The organism is Microbulbifer sp. THAF38, from assembly GCF_009363535.1.
Classification (GTDB): Bacteria; Pseudomonadota; Gammaproteobacteria; order Pseudomonadales; family Cellvibrionaceae; genus Microbulbifer.
On the sequence record NZ_CP045369.1, the window covers coordinates 770,889 to 795,392 of the forward strand.

At 50.2% G+C, this 24,504-nt stretch carries 23 protein-coding genes; 12 read left to right on the forward strand and 11 right to left on the reverse strand.

All coding sequences use genetic code 11. The features are described from left to right. Nucleotides 1-199 precede the first annotated feature (199 nt). From FIU95_RS03430 to FIU95_RS03440, 3 genes are read left to right on the forward strand one after another with little or no spacing between them, the layout of a single operon-like run. Nucleotides 200-1,162, forward strand: coding sequence for a DUF523 and DUF1722 domain-containing protein (locus tag FIU95_RS03430; protein WP_152451508.1), 963 nt, complete (start codon nucleotides 200-202; stop codon nucleotides 1,160-1,162). A gap of 8 nt (nucleotides 1,163-1,170) precedes the next feature. Then, nucleotides 1,171-2,106: a MerR family transcriptional regulator gene (locus FIU95_RS03435; protein ID WP_152451510.1), complete on the forward strand. Its 936-nt coding sequence runs from the start codon at nucleotides 1,171-1,173 to the stop codon at nucleotides 2,104-2,106. After that, nucleotides 2,103-3,581, forward strand: a complete 1,479-nt coding sequence (locus FIU95_RS03440) for a deoxyribodipyrimidine photo-lyase (RefSeq protein WP_152451512.1) — start codon at nucleotides 2,103-2,105, stop codon at nucleotides 3,579-3,581. Before FIU95_RS03435 ends, FIU95_RS03440 begins: the two co-directional genes overlap by 4 nt. Nucleotides 3,582-3,718: 137 nt before the next feature. On the opposite strand, the gene FIU95_RS21600 is transcribed toward FIU95_RS03440, so the two are convergent. The 3 genes from FIU95_RS21600 to FIU95_RS03455 form a co-directional block, all read right to left on the reverse strand. Next, nucleotides 3,719-3,916, reverse strand: coding sequence for a CPXCG motif-containing cysteine-rich protein (locus FIU95_RS21600; protein WP_152451514.1), 198 nt, complete (start codon nucleotides 3,914-3,916; stop codon nucleotides 3,719-3,721). Between the two features lie 63 nt (nucleotides 3,917-3,979). Next, nucleotides 3,980-4,933, reverse strand: coding sequence for a mechanosensitive ion channel family protein (locus FIU95_RS03450; protein WP_152451516.1), 954 nt, complete (start codon nucleotides 4,931-4,933; stop codon nucleotides 3,980-3,982). Between the two features lie 207 nt (nucleotides 4,934-5,140). After that, nucleotides 5,141-6,760 carry a mechanosensitive ion channel family protein gene (locus tag FIU95_RS03455; protein WP_152451518.1) on the reverse strand — a complete coding sequence of 540 codons (1,620 nt, stop codon included), beginning with the start codon at nucleotides 6,758-6,760 and terminating at the stop codon, nucleotides 5,141-5,143. 466 nt (nucleotides 6,761-7,226) lie between these two features. On the opposite strand from FIU95_RS03455, the gene FIU95_RS03460 reads away from it, so the two are divergent. Next, nucleotides 7,227-7,667: a YqaA family protein gene (locus FIU95_RS03460; protein ID WP_152451521.1), complete on the forward strand. Its 441-nt coding sequence runs from the start codon at nucleotides 7,227-7,229 to the stop codon at nucleotides 7,665-7,667. Between the two features lie 191 nt (nucleotides 7,668-7,858). Here the strand turns inward: FIU95_RS03460 and FIU95_RS03465 are convergent, their stop codons facing one another. From FIU95_RS03465 to FIU95_RS03475, 3 genes are all read right to left on the reverse strand, one after another. Beyond that, complete coding sequence (locus FIU95_RS03465) at nucleotides 7,859-8,791, reverse strand: DUF4124 domain-containing protein (RefSeq protein ID WP_152451523.1); 933 nt, start codon at nucleotides 8,789-8,791, stop codon at nucleotides 7,859-7,861. Nucleotides 8,792-8,850: 59 nt separating this feature from the next. Continuing rightward, nucleotides 8,851-9,561, reverse strand: coding sequence for an aspartate/glutamate racemase family protein (locus tag FIU95_RS03470; RefSeq protein ID WP_216646299.1), 711 nt, complete (start codon nucleotides 9,559-9,561; stop codon nucleotides 8,851-8,853). Nucleotides 9,562-9,634: 73 nt separating this feature from the next. Beyond that, nucleotides 9,635-10,642 (reverse strand): S41 family peptidase, encoded by a 1,008-nt coding sequence (locus tag FIU95_RS03475; protein WP_152451525.1) that lies wholly within the window; start codon nucleotides 10,640-10,642, stop codon nucleotides 9,635-9,637. 621 nt (nucleotides 10,643-11,263) lie between these two features. Between FIU95_RS03475 and FIU95_RS03480 the strand changes: the two genes are divergently transcribed. The 4 genes from FIU95_RS03480 (at nucleotide 11,264) to FIU95_RS03495 (ending at nucleotide 15,234) form a co-directional block, all read left to right on the forward strand. Next, complete coding sequence (locus FIU95_RS03480) at nucleotides 11,264-12,463, forward strand: pyridoxal phosphate-dependent aminotransferase (RefSeq protein WP_152451527.1); 1,200 nt, start codon at nucleotides 11,264-11,266, stop codon at nucleotides 12,461-12,463. 134 nt (nucleotides 12,464-12,597) lie between these two features. Next, nucleotides 12,598-13,074, forward strand: coding sequence for an Lrp/AsnC family transcriptional regulator (locus FIU95_RS03485; protein WP_152451529.1), 477 nt, complete (start codon nucleotides 12,598-12,600; stop codon nucleotides 13,072-13,074). A 579-nt stretch (nucleotides 13,075-13,653) separates the two neighbouring features. Then, nucleotides 13,654-14,118 carry a DUF4345 family protein gene (locus FIU95_RS03490; RefSeq protein WP_152451531.1) on the forward strand — a complete coding sequence of 155 codons (465 nt, stop codon included), beginning with the start codon at nucleotides 13,654-13,656 and terminating at the stop codon, nucleotides 14,116-14,118. A gap of 162 nt (nucleotides 14,119-14,280) precedes the next feature. After that, the gene (locus tag FIU95_RS03495) at nucleotides 14,281-15,234 is read left to right on the forward strand and encodes an AEC family transporter (protein WP_152451533.1); all 954 of its coding nucleotides are present in this window, start codon (nucleotides 14,281-14,283) and stop codon (nucleotides 15,232-15,234) included. Nucleotides 15,235-15,252: 18 nt separating this feature from the next. Here FIU95_RS03495 and FIU95_RS03500 read toward each other — a convergent pair whose 3' ends face one another. From FIU95_RS03500 to FIU95_RS03520, 5 genes are all read right to left on the reverse strand, one after another. Then, nucleotides 15,253-16,095, reverse strand: a complete 843-nt coding sequence (locus tag FIU95_RS03500) for a sterol desaturase family protein (RefSeq protein WP_172975309.1) — start codon at nucleotides 16,093-16,095, stop codon at nucleotides 15,253-15,255. A gap of 183 nt (nucleotides 16,096-16,278) precedes the next feature. Continuing rightward, nucleotides 16,279-17,346, reverse strand: a complete 1,068-nt coding sequence (locus tag FIU95_RS03505; protein WP_152451537.1) for a helix-turn-helix transcriptional regulator — start codon at nucleotides 17,344-17,346, stop codon at nucleotides 16,279-16,281. Nucleotides 17,347-17,349: 3 nt separating this feature from the next. After that, on the reverse strand, nucleotides 17,350-17,916 hold the full coding sequence (locus FIU95_RS03510) for a lytic transglycosylase domain-containing protein (protein ID WP_152451539.1): 567 nt from the start codon (nucleotides 17,914-17,916) through the stop codon (nucleotides 17,350-17,352). 187 nt (nucleotides 17,917-18,103) lie between these two features. Next, complete coding sequence (locus FIU95_RS03515; protein ID WP_152451541.1) at nucleotides 18,104-19,834, reverse strand: proline--tRNA ligase; 1,731 nt, start codon at nucleotides 19,832-19,834, stop codon at nucleotides 18,104-18,106. A gap of 256 nt (nucleotides 19,835-20,090) precedes the next feature. After that, complete coding sequence (locus FIU95_RS03520; protein WP_152451543.1) at nucleotides 20,091-20,498, reverse strand: HU family DNA-binding protein; 408 nt, start codon at nucleotides 20,496-20,498, stop codon at nucleotides 20,091-20,093. A gap of 288 nt (nucleotides 20,499-20,786) precedes the next feature. Here FIU95_RS03520 and FIU95_RS03525 point away from each other — a divergent pair, with 288 nt between their 5' ends. The 4 genes from FIU95_RS03525 to ruvC all read left to right on the forward strand — a co-directional run bounded on the left by FIU95_RS03525 (nucleotide 20,787) and on the right by ruvC (nucleotide 24,463). Next, nucleotides 20,787-21,053: an FmdB family zinc ribbon protein gene (locus FIU95_RS03525; protein WP_152451545.1), complete on the forward strand. Its 267-nt coding sequence runs from the start codon at nucleotides 20,787-20,789 to the stop codon at nucleotides 21,051-21,053. Nucleotides 21,054-21,130: 77 nt separating this feature from the next. Then, nucleotides 21,131-22,909: an aspartate--tRNA ligase gene (gene aspS / locus FIU95_RS03530; protein WP_152451547.1), complete on the forward strand. Its 1,779-nt coding sequence runs from the start codon at nucleotides 21,131-21,133 to the stop codon at nucleotides 22,907-22,909. A 104-nt stretch (nucleotides 22,910-23,013) separates the two neighbouring features. Further along, nucleotides 23,014-23,757 carry a YebC/PmpR family DNA-binding transcriptional regulator gene (locus tag FIU95_RS03535; protein WP_152451549.1) on the forward strand — a complete coding sequence of 248 codons (744 nt, stop codon included), beginning with the start codon at nucleotides 23,014-23,016 and terminating at the stop codon, nucleotides 23,755-23,757. A gap of 178 nt (nucleotides 23,758-23,935) precedes the next feature. After that, nucleotides 23,936-24,463: a crossover junction endodeoxyribonuclease RuvC gene (gene ruvC, locus FIU95_RS03540; RefSeq protein ID WP_152451551.1), complete on the forward strand. Its 528-nt coding sequence runs from the start codon at nucleotides 23,936-23,938 to the stop codon at nucleotides 24,461-24,463. The last annotated feature ends 41 nt before the right edge of the window (nucleotides 24,464-24,504 follow it).

Here is a 24,504-nt window from a genome sequence, read left to right on the forward strand (position 1 = left end):
GGGGTAGCTGGTGAGATAAAGAATCGCAGCCCTGCCGCGCGGTAAAAATGCGGCCCTGCATTGTAGCCGTGGTGTGTATGTGCGCAAGCAGCCAATGGGACTTGATTGTAATCCAAAAGTTGTACAAGCAGCCCTCTTGTATAACTAATCGGGAGAGGCTATAAAAAAGGAATACAAACTGACACTGTGCAGCGCAACTATGCATATCCAGCTTTTACCTCAGAAAATCCCAGTTGGTATCAGCCGCTGTGCTGTGGGCGATCCCGTGCGTTACAACGGCAGCCACAAGCACAGTAAAGTCTGCACACAACTGCTGGGCAATTGTTTCGAGTTACAGGCTTACTGCCCGGAGGTTGCCATTGGCATGGGAGTGCCGAGACCGCCTATTCACCTGATTGTGAGTGATCGCCTGCGTGCGGTTGGCCGGGAAGACCCCAGCCTGGATGTTACTCAGGCCCTGGAAGACTATGCGGACCAGCTTGTGCCCGAGGTGGAAAATCTGCGTGGCTTTATTCTGATGCAGAAATCCCCCAGCTGCGGTGTTCGCACGACACCGCATTACAAGGAGGATGGCACTGGGGTGTTGGCTCATGAGTCCGGCTTATTCGCTGCGCGCCTGCGTCGGCATTTTCCACATTTGCCTATGGAAGAGGTGGGGCGACTGAATGCCAGTGATTTACGCGAGAATTTTCTTACCCGTGTTTTTGCCTACGATGCCTGGTATCGCTATGTAGCCACCGACCTGCGGCCAGCCAGGGTGATTGAGTTTTACACCGCGTATAAGTATTTGCTGTTGGCCCACAGCCAGCCACTGACTCGAGCCTTGGGTCAGTTTGTCTCTAATTCGCGGGCGATGCCGGTGGAAGCATTTGCTTATGAAGTGCGGGGCAAGATTATGGAAATTCTCGGCCATCTGGCCAGCCGTAAAGACCGCACCAATGCCCTGATGCACAGCCAGGGTCACTTGAAAGGTTACTTGAACAAGGAAGAGCGTAATGAGTTGGCTCTTCTGATCGACGATTATCGCCGGGGCAACAAGCCGTTATCGGCGGTACTCACGATGTTGCGCCATTATTTGCCGCGCAGTCCCCACCAGTTTATCCACAGTCAGGTACTGCTCGCTGCCGAGCCTGCGGAGTTGGGGTTGTGTGATTTTCGCTGAGCCTAGCCATGGTTGAAATTGAATCCCCCACTAAAGCCCACCTGCCGATTCGCGAGGTGGCGCGTCGCACCGGCGTTCATCCCGTCACCCTGCGGGCTTGGGAGCGTCGTTACGGCCTGTTAACGCCAGCCAGAACCGGTAAGGGACACCGACTCTACAGTGAAGAGGAAATAAGGCGTATCGAAGAGGTGCTCGCCTGCCTAGCCCGCGGTGTGGCTATCGGACGGGTACGGGAGCTGTTGGAGCGTGGACCGGCTTCTCTTGTGGCCACAGAGCAAGCAGAAAATACGGCTGGCAGCTGGCGCGAAATAATTGATGAGGCTTATGATTTGTCGCAGGACTTTGCCGACTTAAAGCTGCGCCAGCGCCTGGATCAGTGGATTGCTGCCTTCCCACCAGCGCTGCTACTCGATCACTGGCTAAAGCCCCTGCATGCCAAACTGGCCAGGCAGCGACAATCAGAGCCTGCTCAACATTTTTTCTGGCAGCTTTTCTATGAGCAGCTGTTATTAGCTAATGGTATAGCGCGTAAAAATCTTGGCAAAGACCGGGTAACTTGTGAGAAGCGAGTATTGTTGCTGGATTTTCCCGGCAATGATCAGCGGGCCTTTATACAATTATTTTGCGCGACACTTTTGGCTGCTGGTTGTGATGTGGTAGTTCTGGATTATCGCGCTGCCCTGCTGGAGTTGGAGAGTACTGTGAAAAAGCTCAATGTGGATGCAGTGCTCTGCTATAGCCATCGGGCACTTTCGAAAGCTTTTCTTCACAAAGAATTACCTAGTTCAATACAAATTCTTCAAACACCTCTTTGGTTGCTGGGGGATTTTGTCGAAATGCAGTCTGCTGAGTTGGGTAGGCTAAAGAAGCTTCCGATTATCTCGATGTTATCTGGTGATACAGACGGTGTGATGCGGCAATTGCGGGAGCAGCTGAAACGATGAGTGGAAAAAAGTCTCTGCAGCGAGGCCTGGTTTGGTTGCGCAACGATTTGCGCATTCATGATAATTCGGCGTTGTACCACGCTAGTACCCGATGTGACCAATTGGCCGCGGTTTTTATTGCCTGTCCGGATACCTGGAAAAGCCATGATGAAGGGGATGCACTGGTCTCATTTCGGATGGCTTGCCTACAAGAATTACAAGAACAGTTGCGACTTCGCAATATCCCTTTGTACTACCTCGAAGTCTCTAAATTTTCCCAGGTACCTCATGCGCTACAGCAAATTACCGAGCGCCTGAAAGCGGAGGCTCTGTTTGCCAATGCTGAGTATCCATTGAATGAACAACGCCGGGACAAAGCAGTACGGGGAAAACTGCAGGAAAGCGGCGTTCAAGTGGAATACTACAGTGATCGAACGCTGTTGCCACCGGGGGCGGTTAGAACAGCCAGTGGTGACCCCTACAAAGTGTTTACGCCCTTTAAGCGTGCGCTGATCCAGCTGTGTGCCGAGAGCGAAGTTAAACCCCTACCTATGCCCAAGAAAATGCCTTCTACGGATAAGGGAGAACACTGGCCTAAATGGTTGGGGTTGGAAGTGGAGGGAAACGGCAAGCTTACGCAGAAAATCCCCTCCCAATTACCGCAGTATTCGTTGGATATTGATGGATCGGGTAGAGTGAAGGGTTGGGAGAGTGGGGAGAAGGCAGCGCAGAAACATTTGAAAGCTTTTGCTGAAATTATCGATAAATACCAGGCAGAGAGAGACTTCCCTGCGAAGGATAGTACTTCTCACCTTTCTCCCTATTTAAACTGCGGGGCTATTTCCATTCGCCAATGTGTTCATATGGCCCTCAACCTAAATAAAGGGCTTTGGCAGGGAGGGAATGAAGGAATTGCCTGCTGGATTAGTGAACTCGTCTGGCGGGAGTTTTATACGCATTTGCTTGCGGATTTTCCTCGCCTAAGTATGGGCAAACCATTCAAAGAGGAAACAGAACAGGTTCCATGGTGCTACGACAAGGATTTGTTTTCCCGCTGGACTCGTGGTGAAACCGGGGTACCTATCGTCGATGCTGCTATGCGCCAGCTAAATGAAACCGCATGGATGCATAACCGGTTACGTATGATTGTCGCCTCGTTTTTGAGCAAAAATATGCTGATTGATTGGCGTTGGGGTGAGCGCTATTTTATGCAAAATTTAATTGATGGTGACTTTGCCTCTAACAATGGCGGTTGGCAGTGGACTGCCTCCACCGGCACTGATGCGGCGCCCTATTTCCGTGTATTCAACCCCTATAGTCAATCGCAAAAATTCGATCCTAATGGAGATTTCATTCGTCGATATGTGCCGGAGCTTGCCTCATTGAGTAATAAGGAAATTCATGAGCCACCCAAGGTTGAGGGATATCCCCAGGTGATTTGTGATGTGGGGGCCGGGCGTAAGCGGGCGATAGAGGTTTTCGCCAATCTCAAGTAGATCCGCGTTTATCCGAGTCTATAAAATTAGGGGTGTCTGCTTTCGGAATAAAGTGAGTCCTATTTAAGGAGTGCTTAGTAGTAGAGATACTCACTTATCGACCCTTAAAAGAAGAATGCGGCTGAAGTCCGGCGGCTTCAAAAAGTCTCATCCTCTCTGTAAACATTGACAGAGATGTTGGCGTTTAAGTCAGAATTAACCTGAAAAATGATGGGCCTACAGCACACCTGACAATCTTCGGTGTACTCCTGGGGAAGCATAGTGGTATCGACCAGTGTACTGAAATATTCACCGCAATAGGGACACTGTATGGTTTCTTCAATGATTGGGTTCACTCTGACCTTAACTGCTCTATTTATTTAATATTGTAAGCTCTGGGAAAAATTTCGCTTTAAAGGCTATTCGAGCTTTAGAGGTTCCTTAAATGTAAGCGTTCGATAGGGAAAGGGAATTTCAATCCCGGCTTTATCGAGGGCCATTTTCACCGCCGTAACTACCTCTGCACGGGACTGACGAATTTGTAGAGGGGTTGAACCTGTCCACCAGCAGACTTCAATATCAATACTGCTTTCTCCAAAGGCTTTTGGAAATATCTCAATTGGGTCTTCACTGCGCACTGTTTGGCAGGAGGCCACCGCTGACTCAATAACGGCAACAGCATTTGGTATTTTTTCCTGGTAGGCCACGCCCACCATAATCGTTGCTCTGCGTTTCACCCGGTTAGTGATGACTTCACAGGGATTTTTAAACAAAAAGAGGTTGGGCACTACTACCAACTCACCGGTAACTTTGCGGATATTGGTATTGCGTACCTCAACCACCTCTACTCGCCCGCATATATCTTGACATTCAATAAAATCTCCTTCTTCAATGGGGAAGCGCCAGAGTATTAATATCCCTGCGAAGAAGTTTTCGAAAATATCTTTAAATGCCAATCCAATGGCGACAGAGAGTAGACCCACCGCCCCCAGTGCTTTTGTAGGGGTAAGACCAGGGAAAAGCACCATAGCGGCAAGAAGCAGACCCACCAGCCAGGTAGCGCTGGTAAGCAGGCGGACAAATAGGTTTTTTAAGGATATTCTAGAGGTAGTATGGCGAAATAGCCGCCCGCCGAAGTGTCGAACAATACGTGCTACGCCCCAAGTGAGCAGCAGCATGATTATGCTGGCGATAATGTAGGGAGTATGCCCTATAAAATTTCCGCCGATACGATCAATAGAGGAAATCACAGTCTCTGTGGCCACAGAGAAAGACTCTGGAATAACCCTATCAATAAATGATTCCTGTGTCTCTTGTTGCTGCGTACTGAGTGACTTAAGGAGCAAAGCTAGATGGCTGAAAAGAGCGTTCATTCTTATCCGGTGTTAATTTCCCTCAACCACACACTTGCGGGCTGTAGATAGATTGGAAAATACTTTTGTTCCATTGTAGAAGGATAATTTGTCTTTATCCTAGGTACTAAGTTCTAAGTAAATTCCATTGCCTGAACAGTATGGATAAGCACTCTTAGCGGAGAGGTCTATAAGTCACTTTTAATCTATTTATGAACAAGATTATTTTTAATTACATGACACCTCCTTTTTAGACTGTTTGTCTTCTGTTTTTTCCTCATGGTTATCCTCATGTACCTCAATGCGTGCTGCTGGCGCCTTACCCTTTTTATCTTCACCAAAGTACAGTGTCTGATGTGGGAAAGGTATTTCAACGCCTTTTTTATCAAATAATAATTTGATACGTCGGTTGAACTCCCTACCTACATACCATTTTTCATGGGCCTTGGTTTTTGTTCTTGCCTTAATTACAACGGAACTGTCCGCAAAAGCATCAACCCCTAAAACCTCCAGTGGTTCCAGAATTAGAGGCCCATATTCATCGCTTTCGCGCATTTCTTTGTCTACCTCATGAAGGTATTGAATGACATCGTCGGTATTCTCCCGGTAGGCAACCCCAATTTCCAGCATGTAATAGCTGAAGTGCTTGGTTAGGTTATCTACTACTGATATATCACTGAATGGTACTGTATATACGGTGCCATTTAATGCGCGGAGTTCTACCTTGCGTAAGGTGATATTGGTTACCTCACCGGTTCGCCCGCCAACTTTTACAATATCGCCAATTTGTAGCAGGTCTTCCAACAACACGGTGAAGCCAGTTAGGAAATCTTTCACCAGGGCTTGGGCGCCAAACCCTACGGCAATACCAAAAACGCCAGCCCCGGCTAAGAGAGGGACTACATTGATATCTAACTCAGAGAGCAGTACGAGTACCCCCATGATTGAAAGTAGAAACAGTAAGATATTTTTTGCAAGGGGTATCAGTGTGCGCATACGGGCATTGCCGGAAGTGCGATGAGTATTAAAGTAGTGTTCCGTCGCAGCGTTGATCATTTCCCAGATGCATACAAAAATGGCCAATACCGAAAATAAAGCTAAAGCAATTTCGGCAAATTCGATGAGTGTATCTTTTGAAACGAATATGCCCACAGTAGCAGGGAATAATTCTGAAGCCGTATAAATCACCAGAAGGGCAGCAAGAAAATATCCAAGCCATCGCTGTAGTCTAAACAGTGGGGCAAAACGATTACTATTCAAACTTAGTTTTCTCCTGATAGGAGATAGTTTCTTGTGCATGAAATTAGCGAGTAGATTGTTAGATAAAACAACGGCTAGCAGTAGTACAATTGAAATCCCCAGAAGTAAAAAAGTGCCCGCTTGATTTGCTGTTAATCCAAACACACTCAGAAATTTTGTGTAGTCTTTGACAACCTCGGTAGCTATCTCATCTACTACCAGAACATCACTTATCTTCAGGAGATCAGGGTTTTCTTTGTCCGTTGTCGTATCCCGTAATTCTTTCAGGTTGTCGATAAGCGCTGCTCTACGTTCGGGATGCTGCAAAAGTTGGATGAGCTGATCTATCTCCTGAACCTGGGCATCTTCTCCATTTTGTGCGCTATTGCTCCGAGTAGGTGCGGTTTGAGACTCACCTGATGGTTGAACAGTCGTATTTTTCTCTTTATGTGACTCTGTTATCTTTAAATTGATAGCTTCCTGAGGCGCTTGGGCATTGGATAGTGCTGATGACAAGCCAATCAGGATAGAAAAAAGGGTAGCTGAGATAAGCCTGAGGAGATCATTTATGCTCCAGTGATTGTATTGATATTTGCCTTTGCCCATCATTTTAAGTACCCAATTTTCGATATCCTAAAGATTGCTCGCAATAAATATGCCAATAACAATAGGGGTTAATAGGCGCACAGTTTTCCAAAAGCTTCATATTTGTGACAAAACTGACATAACGTTTTAAGATAGAATGTAATTTTTTCTAAAGCTAAGTAAAAATTTCATTCAATTCGGTGAATTCTGCAGTTATGCAATGCTTTTTATTCTGATAGGACTTTGATATTGAATCTTCTTACGGGAATGTAAGGTGCTTGGCTCAATCGTCTATATAGTGTTCACCTTATGGAAGTGGGTGCCAACTTTGTGGTGGCACTTCCGCATTAACTGCCTGAGACCTGAGGGTCAGAGCTGGCTGTTCTGAGAAGGTGAAGAGCCAGCGATCTCCATAATCTAATAGTAAAAATTTGTATCAATTTCGAAAGAGAAAATATATAAGCCTTATTTGAGATAGATTTGGTGTTAAATGGGAAAGTTGATTGAACTAGGGGTTGTCGGTCTTTTTATTTCTGCATTTCTGGCCGCAACAATACTTCCGGTAAGCTCAGAGATTATATTAACGACGTTGCTGCTCAATGGCCTATCACCCGTTACGTTAGTACTTGTGGCAACTGTTGGTAATGTCGCGGGATCATTGGTTAATTACGCTCTAGGCTATTGGGCAAGCTTGGGTGTGATAAAGAAATGGCTGAGGATGTCTGAAAGCGAGTTTGTAAGGGCTGAACAGCGGTTTACTAAATATGGAATGATCTCCTTATGCTTTGCATGGGTGCCAATTATTGGAGATCCATTAACCGTTATGGCGGGAGTATTGAGAATCTCCTTGTTGTGGTTTTTGATCTTGGTGACAGCCGGGAAATTATTGCGCTACATCGTTGTAAGCTATATGGTGTTGAATATTTCTTAAATAAGGAGAGTTTTAGTCTGTTTCCCTACGAGAACCCTTACCCTTGGCTATGGCGAAATCACACCTAAAAATATACCAATAAAAGTGGTGATTATCGACAAAATTGCGAACACCTGCCGGCGATTTTAATTAGTTTATTGTTTTCTCTGCAAAACTAGATTCTAGTATGCAGGCCTCATAGGATGTCGATCCTAAAAGGTGATATGTTTATCAATTTTCCCTCTTAACCAGTTTCTCCAATCGATTTCTAGTCCTTTTATCCCACCAATGTAGTCTTTATCGACCAGGTAATAGGAGTGTGTACGATTTCCGCGCTCAAGCTTATGCATGAGTCTGATTACAAAGCTCTTACCCGTTGGTTTTGATAATAGAAAGTAAATAAATTGCCCCGCCTGTGCCTGTAATGGGGCTGACCCATTTCTTTGTTCATGACGCCACTTTGTATTGGGTAGCCTAATAAATGTACCTATCTCCATTAGTTTCTCATGGCGCAAAGGTGGGTTTACCCATTTATAGTTTTCCCAGTGGCTGGTAATTCGTAGCTGCCCCTCGACTTTTGACAGGGTTTCCATTTGCTCGGCCAAACCTTCATTCAGCCAGGATTGGGCGTAGGGTGTGACGGTATCTGTTATTGCGTGGCTGACTTCGTGTTTAATGGTACGAAAAGTTCTGGCCCTATCTTTCTGAATATAAACGACTATCTGGTTTCCTTTGTATAAGTATTTCCCATACGAACGACTAGGTTCTCTACCAGTTTGTTTTCTTAGATAATCGTAATAGGCTTTTTCATCCTTAAGTATCAATATCTTTACGGGGACTGTTTTATAAAAATCGAAAAATAGAACCCTATCGTAAAACTCATAAACAAGATTTACGTCTGCAACAATCTTATTTAATTCCTGTTTGCTCAGATTGGTATCAATGGTTTTAACAGAAATATCATATCGGGACCAACTTGAGGTGTGGTTTCTAGGCTTGATAACCTCTTGTTCAACACTCTCTATTTTCTTATCACTAAAGTGAACTTGGCCATTTTCGTCTGTCCATTTATAGATTTTAGCTGTTACGCTTATGGGAGCTAGAGACAAAAGAGTGGTTAATAAGGCTGGAAGGTAAGAGGTCACTGCTTCAAACTTATATCTAATTAAATCTGGTACTATAGTTCTTGTGGCTGCTGGCAGAATTAAGAGGCGGCTATGGCTTTATGGATAGCCGCTTGAGCCAGCAATCGGTTGGAGTTTAGCGTTGGGAGTACTGAATTGCCATCGTTGATAATTAGCGGTATTTCAGTACAGCCCAGAATCACTGCGTCACATCCAGCCTGTTTGAGATAACTGATACTATCTTGAAAGTATTTGACCGTTTCATCTCGAACTATTCCATTGACCAGCTCGCTCATTATCAGATATCCAATTCGTTCGATGACCTCCTGGGGTGGCCGCAACCAATCTATGCCTGTGCCCTCTAGCCTGGATGGATAAACATCACTCTCAACCAACCACTGGGTACCGAGTATGCCCAGCTTCCTATAGCCCCCGATTTGTGCCGCGGCAATAACACTGTCGGCAATATGCAACCAGGGTAGAGGAGAACCTTCCTCTACATAGTCAAAGGCTTGGTGAATGGTGTTATCTGGGCAAATAAGAAAGTCGGCTCCCTGGGATTTGAGCTTATCTGCGGATGAGAGCATTAAGTCGCTAATGCCTTGAAGATCATTGGAATCCAAATATTCCACATAGCGTGCGAGTGAATGAGTGTGCATAGATACCTCGGGATGGGCATGTTCACCGAGATACTTGCCGCTTTCTATACAAATTGTTTTGTAGCAAAGGGCTGCTCCCTCAGCGGAGCAGCCAATGATACCGATATGTTTTATATTTTTGCAGTCCTTCACTTATTCACTCCATTATTTATGTGAAAAAATAATATTCTATTTTTTATTAAATTAACTTTTATCGTTATGAAACTTAGTGAGTTTCTACCAGTTTTAATTGCTCTTTAACTTCCTTGAGCTGTTCGGGATGGATTGTAGACGATTGTATGTGTTGAAGTGATAGACGGTAACCAATATTAAACGCGTCCTCCTTGAGACTTTTTATATCGGGTTCTACTCCTGTGCCTTCCCAGTTACTTTTGGTTATTGGATTTACTGCCTTGGCAATTGGAATTACCACTCCGAATCCGTCGTCTAGTTGGAAAAATTGCCAGGGATTCGCGCCTCCTTTGGTTGTTTCGCCAATAATGGTGGCTCGCTTGAGGTGCTTTAGGTAATAGGCAAAAGATTCTGCGGCGGAGAAGGTATCTTTACTGGTCAAAATAAATACTGGAGTATCGATCATTCTTTTGCCCTTGATGATTTCGAAAGTCCAGAATTCAGTAGTGCTATCCGTAGCTTTCCAGTAAATACTGTTTAAATGGGTCGGCTCGTCAAAGAGGTAGCTACTAATCAGACGACCCATATTGCCATCACCGCCTCCATTATTTCTCAGATCGAATATGATGGCATCAGTGTTTTCAACTAAAGTCATAGCGGCTTCAACACGCTTTCGTGATGCGTCATTGACTTGATCGAAACCCCAAAAATCAATATAGCCAACATTACCTTCAAGGACCTCTATGCGGTTAAATCCGGAATTTTTTCGGGCCAGTTTGGTGAACCAGTTTTCGTGTTTTGGTTGGCTTTGGGAGGTATTTTGATCATACCACCGCACACCAAAATGCTTATCATGTTTCTCCAGTACTTTTGAAAGTACTTCGGCAACCCGTTTGGGGGTTCCCGCCTGTTTCATTGCCTCGGATTCTGAGGCTTTTTGTAGGCTTTCACGTATTGCGGGAATATTTTCCTGGAGTACATACTGTCTTGAAATCTCATGCGCAACCTTATTAATTAGAGTATTTTTTTCCTCTGTTGAAAAAGTTGTAGAGAAGCCGAGGCTTGGTAAAAGTAGTGGCAAAATGGCTGAGTATTTTTTCATTTTTATTAACTCGTTTTTATTAGTCCTTTTATGCCCGGGCTCAAGCCGTAGGTGGTTGTGTAGGTGGTTGTTATGAGTTGTCTGGGCTGTAACACTGGCGCTGTTCCGACAGTTTTATATGAACTGTTACCTTATAGAAAATTTTATCGGGAAATTTTTTTGTACTTTGGTATCAGTTATTCTGGGAAAACAGCTTGCCAGCATTGTTAAGCTTTGGCTGGTAATGCTAGCTAAGTGGCAGCTTAAACTTAGGCTAGGTTATCCAGAGGAGGCGCTACCCTAGCGAAAATCTTAATGGCCCCTTGGATGATAGGGGGGGCTCAGAAATGACTGACCAATTAGTCATATTTGTTGGCCAGAGGAACTGTAAGCCATTCATTTCCCCCGAAATCCCCTCGAAACCTCTATGAGGTTCTTCCAAGCATCTTATTTGGCCTTCTATAGGCAGGTTCACTGAAGGCAAATAGGGAGGTTCACTGAAGGCAAATGTCCACAGAATTTTCTGCGGTTATGGCTATGGAAACTCCTGAGTAATGCGAAATACATACCGATATATCGCCATAGATTACTTTGATGGTTGCTACCTTAGCGGGCATAAATGGCAGATAAATAGTGAAACACGTGACAGATTTTACCCCCCAATTCAGCTTGCAAAGTGAAGCTCTGAACTGTGAGGATTCCAACGTCTGGGCCGTTAGCGACCGGGCCCATGAGCTTGCCGATAAGGGGGAGGACGTTATTTTCCTCTGTGTGGGGGACCCCAATTTCGATACACCGGAGCCAATTCTGGATTTTGCTCGTGCTCGCTTAGGTGTAGGGCGCACGCATTACTCCCCCGCGGCCGGTGAGCCGGTGTTGCGCCGAGCCATTGCGGATATCGAGAGTAAGGTATCACCCCACCCCTGTAATCCCGATGATGTTGTGGTATTTCCCGGCGGTACCAATGCTATCTACGCGGTACTTTCCTGCCTGTTGAATCCAGGTGAGGAGATTGTGATCCCGGAACCGATGTATATCGGATATGTCCCCATCTGCGACAGTCTCAGGTTGTCAGTGAAGCGTGTGACCTGCCCGGCAGAGCAGAATTTTGCTTTTGATGTAGAAGCTATTAAGGCGGCGGTCAGTGAAGAGACCCGCGTGGTGATGATCAACACTCCGGTCAATCCTACCGGTGCTATGGCAACCCCAGAGCAGCTGCGCGAACTTGCTGCTTTTTGCCGCGAGCGCGATATCTGGTTAGTGTGTGATGAAATGTACTCCATGATCACTTTCGCGCGCCGTCACACCTCCCTGCGTACCGCTGCCGAGTCTCTGGACAATATTGTGGTGATTGATGGCCTGTCCAAGTCTCATGCTATGAGTGGCTGGCGCCTGGGATGGGCGGTAGCCCGTGGACCTCTAGTAGATCGCCTGGCGGCATTCGCTGGGGCCACTATCTTCGGCTGCCCTCAGTTTATCCAGGAGGCAGCGGCATTCGCTTTGGAGTTCGATTCCTATTTCGTGAAACAGATGCGTGATGCCTATGAACGTCGCCGTAATCTAATTGTTGAACGAATTGGCAAGATTCCGGGGCTTGGCTGTTACAGCCCGGATGCGGGTATGTTTGTGATGGTCAATGTTTCTGAGGTAGCCAGCTCCGGTCAGGAATTCGCTGAGGCTCTTCTGGAGGCTGAGCGGGTATCGGTTTTGCCAGGGGCGCCTTTTGGCGAGAGTGCGGTAAATCATGTGCGCTTGACGCTCGCAGCCGATGAGGCTGAGTTGTCACGCGCTCTGGATAGAATCGAACGATTCGTCACCTGCGCTAACCGCCAGGCTAGTTAACCCCGGTAGCGGTAGTCAGTTCCCGGGCAGTGTAAAAGGGGAGCTGGCTTTTTCATCTTCGGGGCTATAGTGTTTCAGCCTCCGGCGAATACCGCTATCCTTGCCTCCTTTCAGATTCAAAAGAAATCAGTTCCGTGAAAATTGACCGGCATAATTTGCGTATTTTGCAGGCTCTGCAAACCAACGCCCGTATTAGCAACCTGAATTTGAGTGAACAAATTGGCTTGTCGGAGAGCGCTTGCCTGGCTCGGGTGAAGCGCCTGACCAGTGAGCGCTATATCCGTGAGTTCCTCGCCGAGATCAACCTGGACAAGGTGCGCCACGCTGAGTTTTATGTGAATGTGGCCCTGAAGCGCCAGGATGCGCGCACCAGTGAAAATTTCCGGCGGATTATCAGTGATATCCCCCAGATCATTTCCTGTGTGAAGATGTCCGGCGAGTTCGACTATATGCTGCGTTTTATTTGCCCTGATGCGGCGGACTTCAACCGGGTCTCTGAACAGCTGTTGGCAAATGAGGAGGCGGCCATCTCGCGCATGACTTCGCATTTGGTGATCGAGAAAACCAAGCCTTTTACCGGCTATCCCCTGGAGCTGCTCTTTCAGGACTAGCACCTGAATTGGCAGTGGAGAATGAAGTAAACCACTGCCGATTCCCCTGCCATGCAAAGGTGACTTCCACAGTAGCAATTACTGATGTGGAGCTCTAAAGAAGTAGTATTAGCTCTTTGTGGAGGCCTACTTCCACCAAGTCTTTTTCACCCTATAACCCCTTTCTCACAGTCTCTGCTTTTCCCTATGGCCTGGCTGCAATCATTGTTGGTTAATCGAGTGTGAGTGACCCCCATGCTGAGTAAAGATTGCGGAGAGTTACTCAATTAGCACCTTGAATATGACAATTTTATTGCGGTCAGTCTCGCGTTCTTGTACAAGCGTGTTAGTTGTGGCGTTTTCTGTTAGCAAGGAAGACTCAGTACAGGCTATCTGATGGATTTCCCTAGTGTTTTAGTCATTCACTGTGGAGCGCTCTTTCAAATAGACCCGGCTGCCAATGGGCTGAAAGCATGCAATGGAGAGGAATATAGTGGACTTACCTCCCTTTTCTGCCCATTTTGTGAAGTTGGTGGCTCAATTGGAAGAGTGGCGGCTGCAACCTCATATATACTTTAGACAGGCTTCTATGCAGCGACTGTGGTTGGAAAGGCTGCTATTCAGGGGCTGGTAATCATCGCCGGTGCAGGGGAGTGGCAGTTGAAATATTTAGGGCGGGTCTACCTGACTCTCAATCTGTTAATTTTTGCGTCTATAGGTCTCGGGGCCCTGTTTAACCCGGAGCCTTTTGCTGCGGCCGTCGGTTTTACCTTTTCCTCCCCTGCAGCGGTACCTGAATTTCTCGCAACTTATGCCGGCTTTATGTTGGCCATAGCCGTACTCCTGCTCGTAGCCCTGGCCATGCGCCCCCATCGTCGGGCGGCTTATGCTTCTCTTGCGATCTCCTATATTGGATTTGCGGCTGGCCGCCTCTTTGGCATGTTTGCTAGCAGTAGCTTTGATGAGCGCAATTTGCTGTTCTTTGCCCTGGAAGTGGTTATGGTGCTTTGGGGGCTCTACTGCTATCGGGAATCCCGTTGGCTCCCCCTGCAACACGGACATTAATCCAAACCTGCCAAATACTGAGTTGCCCCTTATTTCTGTTAACTGGTGACTTTCGTCGGTGAGCGGTTCTTACTTTTCGCGTTAATACTGAGAGAAGTCCGGTCTGTGCTCTAAGGCACTGGCCTGGTGTTTGCCGCATCATGTCACTGATGGATATGGGTAATGTCTCAATTCCAAAGTTTGGTGGAAGCTCTGGTTATCCTGGTTTCGCTCTGTGCCTGCGCGATCTGGCTGCGCAGCCGCGGGGTGATTCTTGTGGCGGAGCAGGGGGTTTTTGGACGCCTGGCAACGGACTTTGCACTGCCTGCGGTGATTTTACACAGCCTGATTAAAGTCCCTTTTTCCTCTCAGGCTCTTCTTCCAGCTCTCGCCCTATTTATTGTCAGTATCGCAATCATGGTACCTGCCTGGATTGTGGGCAAATTGATGGGGCTGGGGCGCAAGACCCTTGGCTCCATTGTTCTGGTTGCAGGTTTTGGCGGCTCTTCGACCTTAGGGCTCTCGCTCATTCGCCGGGTTTTTCATGATGACCCTCTGGTAATGCGGGATAGTGTCCTCATTGGTGAATATGGTGCACTCCTGTCGGTATTCACTATCGGTGTTGCAGTGGCTATTTATTTCGGGCGGGATGAAGGTGAGCAGGCCAATGTCTGGCAGGCTTGTAAACCTTTTTTCGTGTCGCCTATTTTTATCACGATGGTTTTAGGCACGGTTATTTCCCTATTTGGCCTGCCTCAGGGGAATGTTACCGTGCAGCTACTGGAGGATATATTACGGATTTCCGGACAATCCTTGATAGTGCTAGTGGCATTTAGTATCGGTCTGGCCCTGCGCCCTATCGCCGTGCGTCAACTGGCGGGCCTGATCCTGGTGGTCGTCCTGTTAAAGTTAGTGGCAGAGCCTATGGTGGCATGGGCTCTGGCAATGCCAATTAAGCTGCCACATATCGAGAGAGAGCTATTGGTTTTGCAGGCGGCAATGCCCTCTGGGGCCATTGCCGCCGTACTGGCGAAGCGCTATGGATGTGATGGAGGAGTTGCTTCGGCTATGGTGGTAGCCACCTCCTTTATTAGCCTGATAACACTACCGTTGACACTCTACTTTGAAAGCCAGTGATTTAAGTAAACCAACTGATCAAGCGGTAATTTTCCCGGAGCTGCTATCGCTGGGGCGCAGCTCCACTTTATCAGTTTCCATTGGTTGCTTGCCGTGTAGTTTGCCGTCTACAGCTTGACGAAATACTTCTTTGTAATCCTTAAATTCCGTGCCCATTAATCGGTCCCACCAGGTGAAGTAAAAGCCGTAATTGCCCTGGAAGCGCTGGTGGTGCAGATCGTGATGGGTGGTGGTGGTCATGTTATCCAGAACACCGTCTACCCAGCCACGCGGGTGGAACTCCCGTCCTGTATGCAGCATGGCATTGCGGAAAATCATAATGAAAAGGAAGCTAAGCCAGATACTTGGGTGCAATGGGATTGTTAGAGCAATTAGCGGTGAGAAGAGCCCGTTGATAAAAATTTCACCCACGGAAAAGCTATAGGCTGTCCAGGGGGTAGGGGTTCGCGACATATGGTGTAGCTTGTGGAAGTGCTTAAACAACTTCGGGTGATGCATTGCCCGGTGGGTCCAGTAGAAGTAAGCGTCATGCAGCAAAATAACTACGGGCAGGCTCAGGATACCCCACCACAGTGGGTAATCACTCCAATTCCAGTACAGCTTGGCGATTCCCATATCCTGGAGCAAATTTATGCTGATACCGAAGAGGGTAAAAATGCAGACGGTCAGCATGGAGTAGCTCACTTCCCGGCGAATGTCCCCCCAGCTCGCTCGGCGCTTCTGGATGCGGCGCCGGTTCATCCAGGCGCGAAACAGCCAGCTCGCGCAGATACTCATTACAGATGCGGCCAATACATAGCGAAATAAGGTCAATTTAAAGTGGGTGGTTCCGTAATGAGCCACATCCGCGAGGAATTCCATATTTTTCACCATCCATTTCGTTGGCGCAGTCAGGAGGAGGCACTGGGTATCCAGAGTCTATTGGGATTCTAGGTGCTACTCGCATGGCTAGCTGGTGCACTAGTGTTCCCAGTCTGGAGAGATTTACTGATGGTGGCTTGCGGAAAGCGAAATAATGCTGACGAATTCCGAACCGCTGCCCATTCAGGCGGGTAGTTTTTCGCGGCGGTATTCAGTCGGGGTCTGGTTATGGCGGCGCTTAAAGGCGGCATTGAAAGGGCTGAGTGATCGGTAGCCGATATCCAGGGCGATGGTCAGCACTGGCAGATGCGCCTGTTCCGGGTCGGCCAGGCGGGCGCTGGCCTCATCGATGCGAAATTGATTGAGATATTCGTTGAAGTTGCGATAGCCCAAATGGCGGTTGATCAGGGTACGCAACAGGTGCTCACGGGTATGTAGCTGTTCCGCTAGTTCGCGAATAGTTAGTCCCGTGTGCCGATAGCCGCCACCTTGCATATGCGCTTGCAATTTAACCAGTTGCATCTGCTGCTGCTCATCCAGGGTTGGCACAGGTGTCGGAGGGGGGATTTCCTCTGCAGGGATATCCGTTGGTGGTCTTGGTAGAGAGTCGCCTAGGGCGCTGGGTGACAGTGCCAGTAGCCATAAACAGGCTGCCAGAGATAGTAAGCTGGCGAGTAGAGCATGCAGGGTTGGCACGCCATTGGGGACGGGGCGATAGGCAAACAGGGATTCGGCGCTAATGACGATCAGCATATAGGTACCTACAGCGATCAACAGTATGGCCCGTAGGCGGCGGCGTTCTTCCACCAAATCCGATTGAAACTGCCCCAGTAGGGTGAGCATGCCGAGGCCGATCAGGCCCAGGCGGGTGAATTGGGACAAGTTAAAAAAGACTTCCTCGGCACTGGCGCTTAGTGGGATTGGCGCGTGATTGGCGGCAATACTAAAGGTGATGGAGAGGCCGATAGGAACCCAACCCCAATGCGGAAAGGGCTCTTCCTCGCGACAGAGCAGGTGGGTAAACAACCAGAAGGCGGCGGGCACCAGGATCACCGGTAGGTGAATCAGCAGCGCCATTAACCCGGTAAGAGGGGGGAGCGTTGGCAGTAGCAAATAGCAGATTACACCGATCAAAACCAATATCAGCCAACGCCCTGCAGCGAGTCGCCGGTGATTGACGGAAACCTTGGTTGCAGCCAGTAACAGTAGTGCGCAGGCACCACCAGAAAAAAATAAATAGCCGGAGGTCACGGTCTATCTCCAGCGGCTGGCCCAGGCATCCAGGACCTTGCTGCTATAGGTGTGGCGGCCATAGCTGCCGTTGTAATAGGCGAGGGCGTTGGCCAGATTGCCTTTGGCCTTTTTGATGTAGTGTTTGAGAATGGTGCAGCCGTAGCGCAGATTGGTATCCATATCGATTAGGTTGTCATCGGGTCGGCCGATTTCTTTTTTCCAAAATGGCATTACCTGCATCATGCCCTGAGCCCCTACTCGAGAGACCGCGTAGGGGTTAAAGGCACTTTCGATCTGGATTACCGCCAGAACAATTTCCGGGCGCAAACCCGCTCGGGTCGCCTCGCGATGCACTGCCTTTAGGACATGCATACGTCTTTTCGGGTCTTTGATATAGCGTGCCAGGGGCTGGGATTTTGACATCAGCCACACCTCCGCATCAAAGCGATCGGCAAAGCTGTCCGCCTGAGTGATGGCCTCGCGCAGGGCGAGCCGCAGCTCTGGATCAACATGCTTGGTGTTGGCCTGGGATATCGCACTGCAACAGATCAGGCTGAGCCCCAGTGCAGTTATAGCTTTTCTTATCATGCAGGGAATTTTACGAGATCCAAGGAGATTGGGTAGCGCCTTTTATGGACCTTTTGCTCAAATCTGTGCAGGGAGGTGTGTCTGGATCGAATGGGGCTGTGAAATACCAACGAACTTAGCCTGCTGCGTTGGTATTTCACCGAGAGGGTTTTGAGATAGAGTAAAAATTACCTATCTCATTGCCAGATCAGCGCTTGCCAAACTTTTCCAGCAGCACTTCTTCCAATTGCGATACCGCAAACTCCTGGCTCTCCGCATCGGTGCGGCCCTTGTATTCCACAATGCCTTTCTCCAGGCCGCGGTCGCCGATGACGATGCGGTGGGGGATACCGATCAGCTCGACATCTGCGAGCATGCCGCCCAGGCGAGCCTTGGGTTCATCCATTAGCAGAACATCAACGCCTTTGCTGCGCAGGGATTCGTACAGGTGTTCACATTTTTCCCGCACCACATCGCTCTTGTGCATATTGATGGGCACAATTGCCAGCTGGAAGGGCGCTATGGCATCAGGCCAAATAATGCCGGAGTCGTCGTGGTTTTGCTCGATAGCAGCGGCGACAATACGGGATACACCGATGCCGTAACAGCCCATGGGCATAACCTGCTCCTTGCCGTTCTCATCGAGTACGGTGGCGTTCATGGCGCGGCTGTACTTGTCACCCAGTTGGAAAATATGGCCGACCTCGATACCGCGCTTGATTTCCAGGGTGCCCTGGCCATCTGGACTGGCGTCGCCGGCAACGACATTGCGCAGGTCTTCCACACGGCCGAGTTCCACGTCGCGGTCCCAGTTCACACCGGTGAAGTGGTAATCGTCGCGGTTGGCGCCACAGATAAAGTCCGCCAGGTGCGCCGCGGCTCTGTCCACAATGGTTTCGACCTTCATGCCGACGGGGCCTAAAGAACCGATATTGCAGCCCAGTTCTTCGGCGATGCGCTGCTCTGGGGCGAATTGCAGTGGGCTGGCGATGCCGGCCAGTTTTTCTGCTTTCAGCTCGTTCAGGTCGTGGTCGCCGCGCAATACCAGCGCAACCAGCGGTGCGGTTTCACCCTCTTCGCATTCACCCAGCACGATCAGGGTTTTTACCGAGTGGGCCGGATCACTGTTTAGGAATTCGCTGACATCGGCAATGGTTTTTTGTCCGGGCGTGTGTACTTCCTGCATCTCCTGGCTGGGCGCTGCGCGCTCACCGGCGGGGGCCACGGCTTCGGCCAGCTCGACATTGGCGGCGTAACGGGACCCGGTGGAAAAGGCGATATCGTCTTCACCGCTTTGTGCCAGGACGTGGAATTCATGGGAGCTGGAACCACCGATAGAGCCGGTATCCGCCAGCACGGGGCGGTAATCCAGACCAATACGGTCGAAGATGCGACAGTAGGCGCCGTGCATGATGTCGTAGGTTTCCTGCAGGGAATCCGCATCCACGTGGAAGGAGTAGGCATCCTTCATGGTGAACTCACGCGCGCGCATCACACCGAAGCGCGGACGAATTTCGTCGCGGAATTTAGTCTGTACCTGGTAGAAATTGGCCGGCAGCTGTTTATAGCTCTTGATCTCGTTGCGGATCAAATCGGTGATCACTTCCTCGTGGGTTGGGCCCAGGCAGAAATCGTTGTTGTGGCGGTCCTGGATGCGAAGCAGTTCAGGGCCGTATTGCTGCCAGCGGCCGGATTCCTCCCAGAGTTCCGCCGGCTGTACCACCGGCATCAGCACTTCCAGGGAGCCGGCATTGTTCATTTCCTCGCGCACAATACGCTCTACTTTGCGCAGTACGCGCAGGCCGGTGGGCAGCCAGGTGTAGAGGCCGGAGGAAAGGCGTCGGATCATGCCCGCACGCAGCATCAGCTGATGGCTGATTACTACCGCGTCGTTGGGCGTTTCTTTTTGGGTTGCGATGAGGTAACGGGATGCGCGCATAGGAATAAACTGGGTTCAATTATCGGTAAGCTGGTTATTTTACGCTATTCACCCGCTAATAAATATTGCCGGATAGCTTCCCGCCTGGGCTCTGTTATTTGTGTGGAAGTGACACCCTGCTGAAACAGAGAATAAGGAGATGAAAAGACTTTGTAGCGGGTACATAAAGGCGGGCCTAAGGCCACCAGAAAATAGTGTTTTCGGCCTATAAAAAAACCCCGCAGTTGCGGGGTTTTGTGCCTGGGGCAGGGGAGTCTTAGGACTCAGCCATTTCCTTCAGCTTCTTCAGCGGGCGAATTTTTACCTGGATGCTGGCGGGCTTCGCCTTGAACACAGTTTCTTCACCGGTGAAGGGGTTGATGCCTTTGCGGGCTTTTTTAGCCGGCTTCTTCACAGTGGTGATTTTCATCAGGCCCGGCAGGGAGAACTCGCCTACAGCGCGCTTCTTGATATGGCCTTCGATGATATCGCTCAGCTCGTCCAGAACAGACTGAACTTGCTTGCGGGACAGCTCAGTATTTTCCGCGATCTGGTTCAGCATCTGGGTTTTGGTGAACTTATCTTTGATCGCTTTTACTTTCTTGGCTGGAGCGGCAGCGGCTTTTTTTGCTGGAGCCTTCTTGGCGGCAGCGGTTTTGCTGGCAGCTTTCTTGGCGATTGCCATGGCTTACTTCCTTCTTTGTTGTTCGGTGTATATCCGGTAAAAATGTGTTCGGTCTCCCGCTGCGCTGCATCCACAAAACGGCGTCTCAGCGGGTGATGGGGGGAAGTATATATAGTTTTTGTTTGGCCGCACGGGAAAATACTAGAAAAATAGTGCTTTTTCCTTACTTCTTACCCAATTTGAGACCCCAAACCCCTTCTACAAAGGCTAAAAGGGTGTGTCTGCTTCTTCCCTTTGGGGGGCTCATGTATACTCTGTCCCCCTTTTTCCAGCATCGGGTACTAAGTCATGCCGATCTATGAATACCAGTGCAATGCCTGTGGCCACGAGATGGAGGCCCTGCAACGCATGAGCGATGATCCGCTCAGAGACTGTCCAGCCTGCGATAAGGCCGAGCTGCAAAAGAAGATTTCAGCAGCGGGATTCCGCCTCAAGGGCGGCGGCTGGTACGAGACGGACTTTAAGACCGGCAGCAAGAAAAATCTTGCCGGTGATGCCGCCAATGGCTCCAAGGCCAAAAATAGCCAGCCTGCAAAGGCGGCGAAGACGGCTTAAACCCGCTGTGCGGAGCCGCCAGTGCGGTGTACTCTCTATTTAACCTTTTTACCTATCGATAACGGGAATTTTCATCCATGCGCAGCGACTACTGTGGCGTCCTTCGTTCCGCGGACATAGACCGTGTAGTAACCCTCTGTGGCTGGGTCGACCGCCGCCGCGATCACGGCGGTGTAATCTTTATCGACCTACGCGACCGCGAGGGTATTGTTCAGGTGGTATTCGATCCGGATGCGGCCGAGCACTTCGAAATGGCCGATCGCGTGCGCAGCGAATATGTCCTCAAGGTGACCGGCCGTGTGCGCGCCCGCGCCCCCGAAGCCCTCAACCCGAATATGGTGACCGGTGAAGTCGAGGTTTACGGCACCGAGCTGGAAATTCTCAATACTGCCGAGACGGTGCCTTTCCAGCTGGATGAACACACCGCAGTGGGTGAGGACGTACGCCTCAAATACCGCTACCTGGATTTGCGCCGCAATGAAATGCAGAACAACCTGTATTTCCGTTCCAAGCTCACTACGGCGATTCGTAATTATCTGGACGAGCACGGTTTTCTCGATATCGAGACCCCGATCCTGACCCGCGCCACTCCAGAAGGTGCGCGCGATTATTTGGTACCGAGCCGCACCCACGAGGGCAAATTCTTCGCCCTGCCACAGTCTCCGCAGCTGTTTAAGCAGTTGTTGATGGTGTCCGGTTTCGATCGCTACTACCAGATCGCCAAATGTTTCCGCGATGAAGACCTGCGCGCCGACCGCCAGCCGGAATTCACCCAGGTCGATATCGAGACCTCTTTCCTCGACGAGGAGGAGATCATGGCGATCACCGAGGGCATGGTGCGCAAGCTGTTTAAGGAATTGAAGGGGATTGAGCTGGGCGAGTTCCCGCGCATGACCCACTACCAGGCCATGCTGCGTTACGGTTCCGACAAGCCGGATCTGCGTATTCCGCTGGAAATGGTAGAGATCAAGGACCTGATGACCGAAGTGGACTTCAAGGTATTCTCCGGTCCCGCCAACGACCCCAAGGGGCGGGTGGCAGCAATCAAGGTGCCGGGCGGCTGTAAGAAATTGACACGCAAGCAGCTGGATGATTACGGCAAGTTTGTTGGCATCTATGGCGCTAAAGGCCTGGCCTATATCAAGGTCAACGATCGCTCCGATCTGCAGAATGGCCTCCAATCTCCCATCGTAAAATTCCTGCCGCTGGAAACTCGCGCAGCGATTCTCGATCGCCTGCAGGCGGAAAATGACGACGTCATCTTCTTTGGCTCCGATACCGCCAAGATTGTTTCCGAAGCGCTGGGTGCACTGCGCTGCAAGCTGGGTGAGGACCTCAATCTCTACACCAGCGAGTGGGCGCCCCTATGGGTAGTGGCCTTCCCAATGTTTGAGGAAAACGACGACGGCAGCCTCACCGCACTGCACCACCCATTCACCGCGCCTTCCTGCAGTCCCGAAGAGCTGGAGCAGAACCCGCTGGGCGCATTGTCGCGAGCTTACGATATGGTGCTAAATGGCACCGAGCTGGGCGGCGGTTCTGTGCGTATCCACGACCAGGTGATGCAGCAGGCGGTATTCCGTATTCTCGGTATCGATGAAGAAGAGCAGCGCGAGAAGTTTGGCTTCCTGCTGGATGCCTTGAAGTACGGTGCTCCGCCCCATGGTGGCCTGGCCTTTGGCCTGGATCGCTTGGTGATGCTGATGACCGGCAGCGATTCCATTCGCAATGTGATCGCCTTCCCCAAAACCCAGAGTGCCGCCTGTGTCATGACCGATGCTCCGGGCGCTGTGGATGCCAAGCAGCTGCGCGAATTGAGTATTCGCCTGCGCCAGAAAGAAGAAAAAATTAGCTAATTTTCCCCGGTGGGCCGAGCGAAGCGAGCCCATCAAATCGTGGTGATGGGCATATCGCTTCGCTTATTGGCCCATTCCACGCACTGACTGAAGAGAGACGGAACATGGCCGGACATAGTAAATGGGCCAATATCAAGCACCGCAAAGCGGCTCAGGATGCCAAGCGGGGCAAGATTTTTACCAAGATTATTCGCGAACTGACCGTGGCTGCAAAGGCGGGCCCAAACCCGGACGATAATCCGACGTTGCGCGCAACTATCGATAAGGCTCTGGGCGCGAACATGAAGCGCGACACCATCGATAAAGCCATCGCCCGCGGTGCCGGTAATGCCGATGGTGATAACTATGAGGCCGTGGTTTACGAAGGTTACGGTGTCGGCGGTGTAGCGGTACTGGTGGAGTGCCTGACTGACAACCGCAATCGCACCGTGGCTGAAGTGCGCCACGCCTTCTCCAAGCGTGGGGGCAACCTGGGCACCGACGGTTCCGTAAGCTACCTATTTACCCGTAAAGGCCAGATGTTCTACGACGTTGGCGTGGATGAAGAGTCCCTGATGGAGGCGGCCCTGGAAGCGGGTGCTGAGGATATCGAGACCAACGATGATGGCAGTGTGGAAGTGACCACCGAATTCCAGGATTACCTTACGGTGAAAGACGCTCTTGTAGCAGCGGGCTTCACCCCGGACAGCGCCGAAATCGCCATGATCCCGTCCACCACAATCCCGCTCGATAAAGAGGGCGCGGAGAAAGTGTTGGCTCTGATCGAGATGCTGGAAGATCTCGATGATGTACAAAATGTCTACACCAACGCGGATATTCCCGAAGAGGTGATGGAAGAGTTGGGCTAAGACCCAGCCGCGGCCGGGGTGGGCGCTGCTTGCCCCAGGCTTACCTTAACCCCCTTTCCAAAAAACCTTTCCAAATACCCGCTTTTTCGACTCAGCCTGCGATCTCCCTTGACGCTTTGCCTCCACCTTGGGACACTCCCACCACTATATAAACATACAGATATTTGGGGAACGCCTCTTGACCCGAATCCTGGGTATTGACCCCGGCTCGCGCAAAACGGGCTATGGAATTATTGATGTAGAGCGGAGTGTTGCCCGCTATGTGGCCAGTGGGGTGATTCGTATTCCCGAGGGCCCTTTACCCGAACGCTTAAAACTTATTTTCGATGCGGTTACTCAGATCGCCCAGCAATACCAGCCGGCGCAGATGGCCATTGAAAACGTGTTTATGTCGAAGAGCGCGGGCTCAGCCCTGAAATTGGGGCAGGCACGCGGTGCCGCCATAGTGGCGGGGGCTAATAGCGGCCTCGCCGTGGCCGAGTATGAGGCGCGCAAGGTCAAGCAGGCGGTGGTGGGCAGTGGTGCGGCCGACAAGCTGCAGGTACAGCACATGGTCAAAACCCTGCTGTCTTTGCCGGGGACTCCCCAGGAGGATGCTGCCGATGCGCTCGCCGTGGCCCTGTGCCATATGCACACGGAGCAGACCCTGCTATTTACCGCCGGTGGAGCGCGCAGTCGTTTTCGCCGCGGCCGCCTCAGCGTTTAGCGAACTCTACAAAATCCCGCTCCTCACGTCCTCACTGTGGG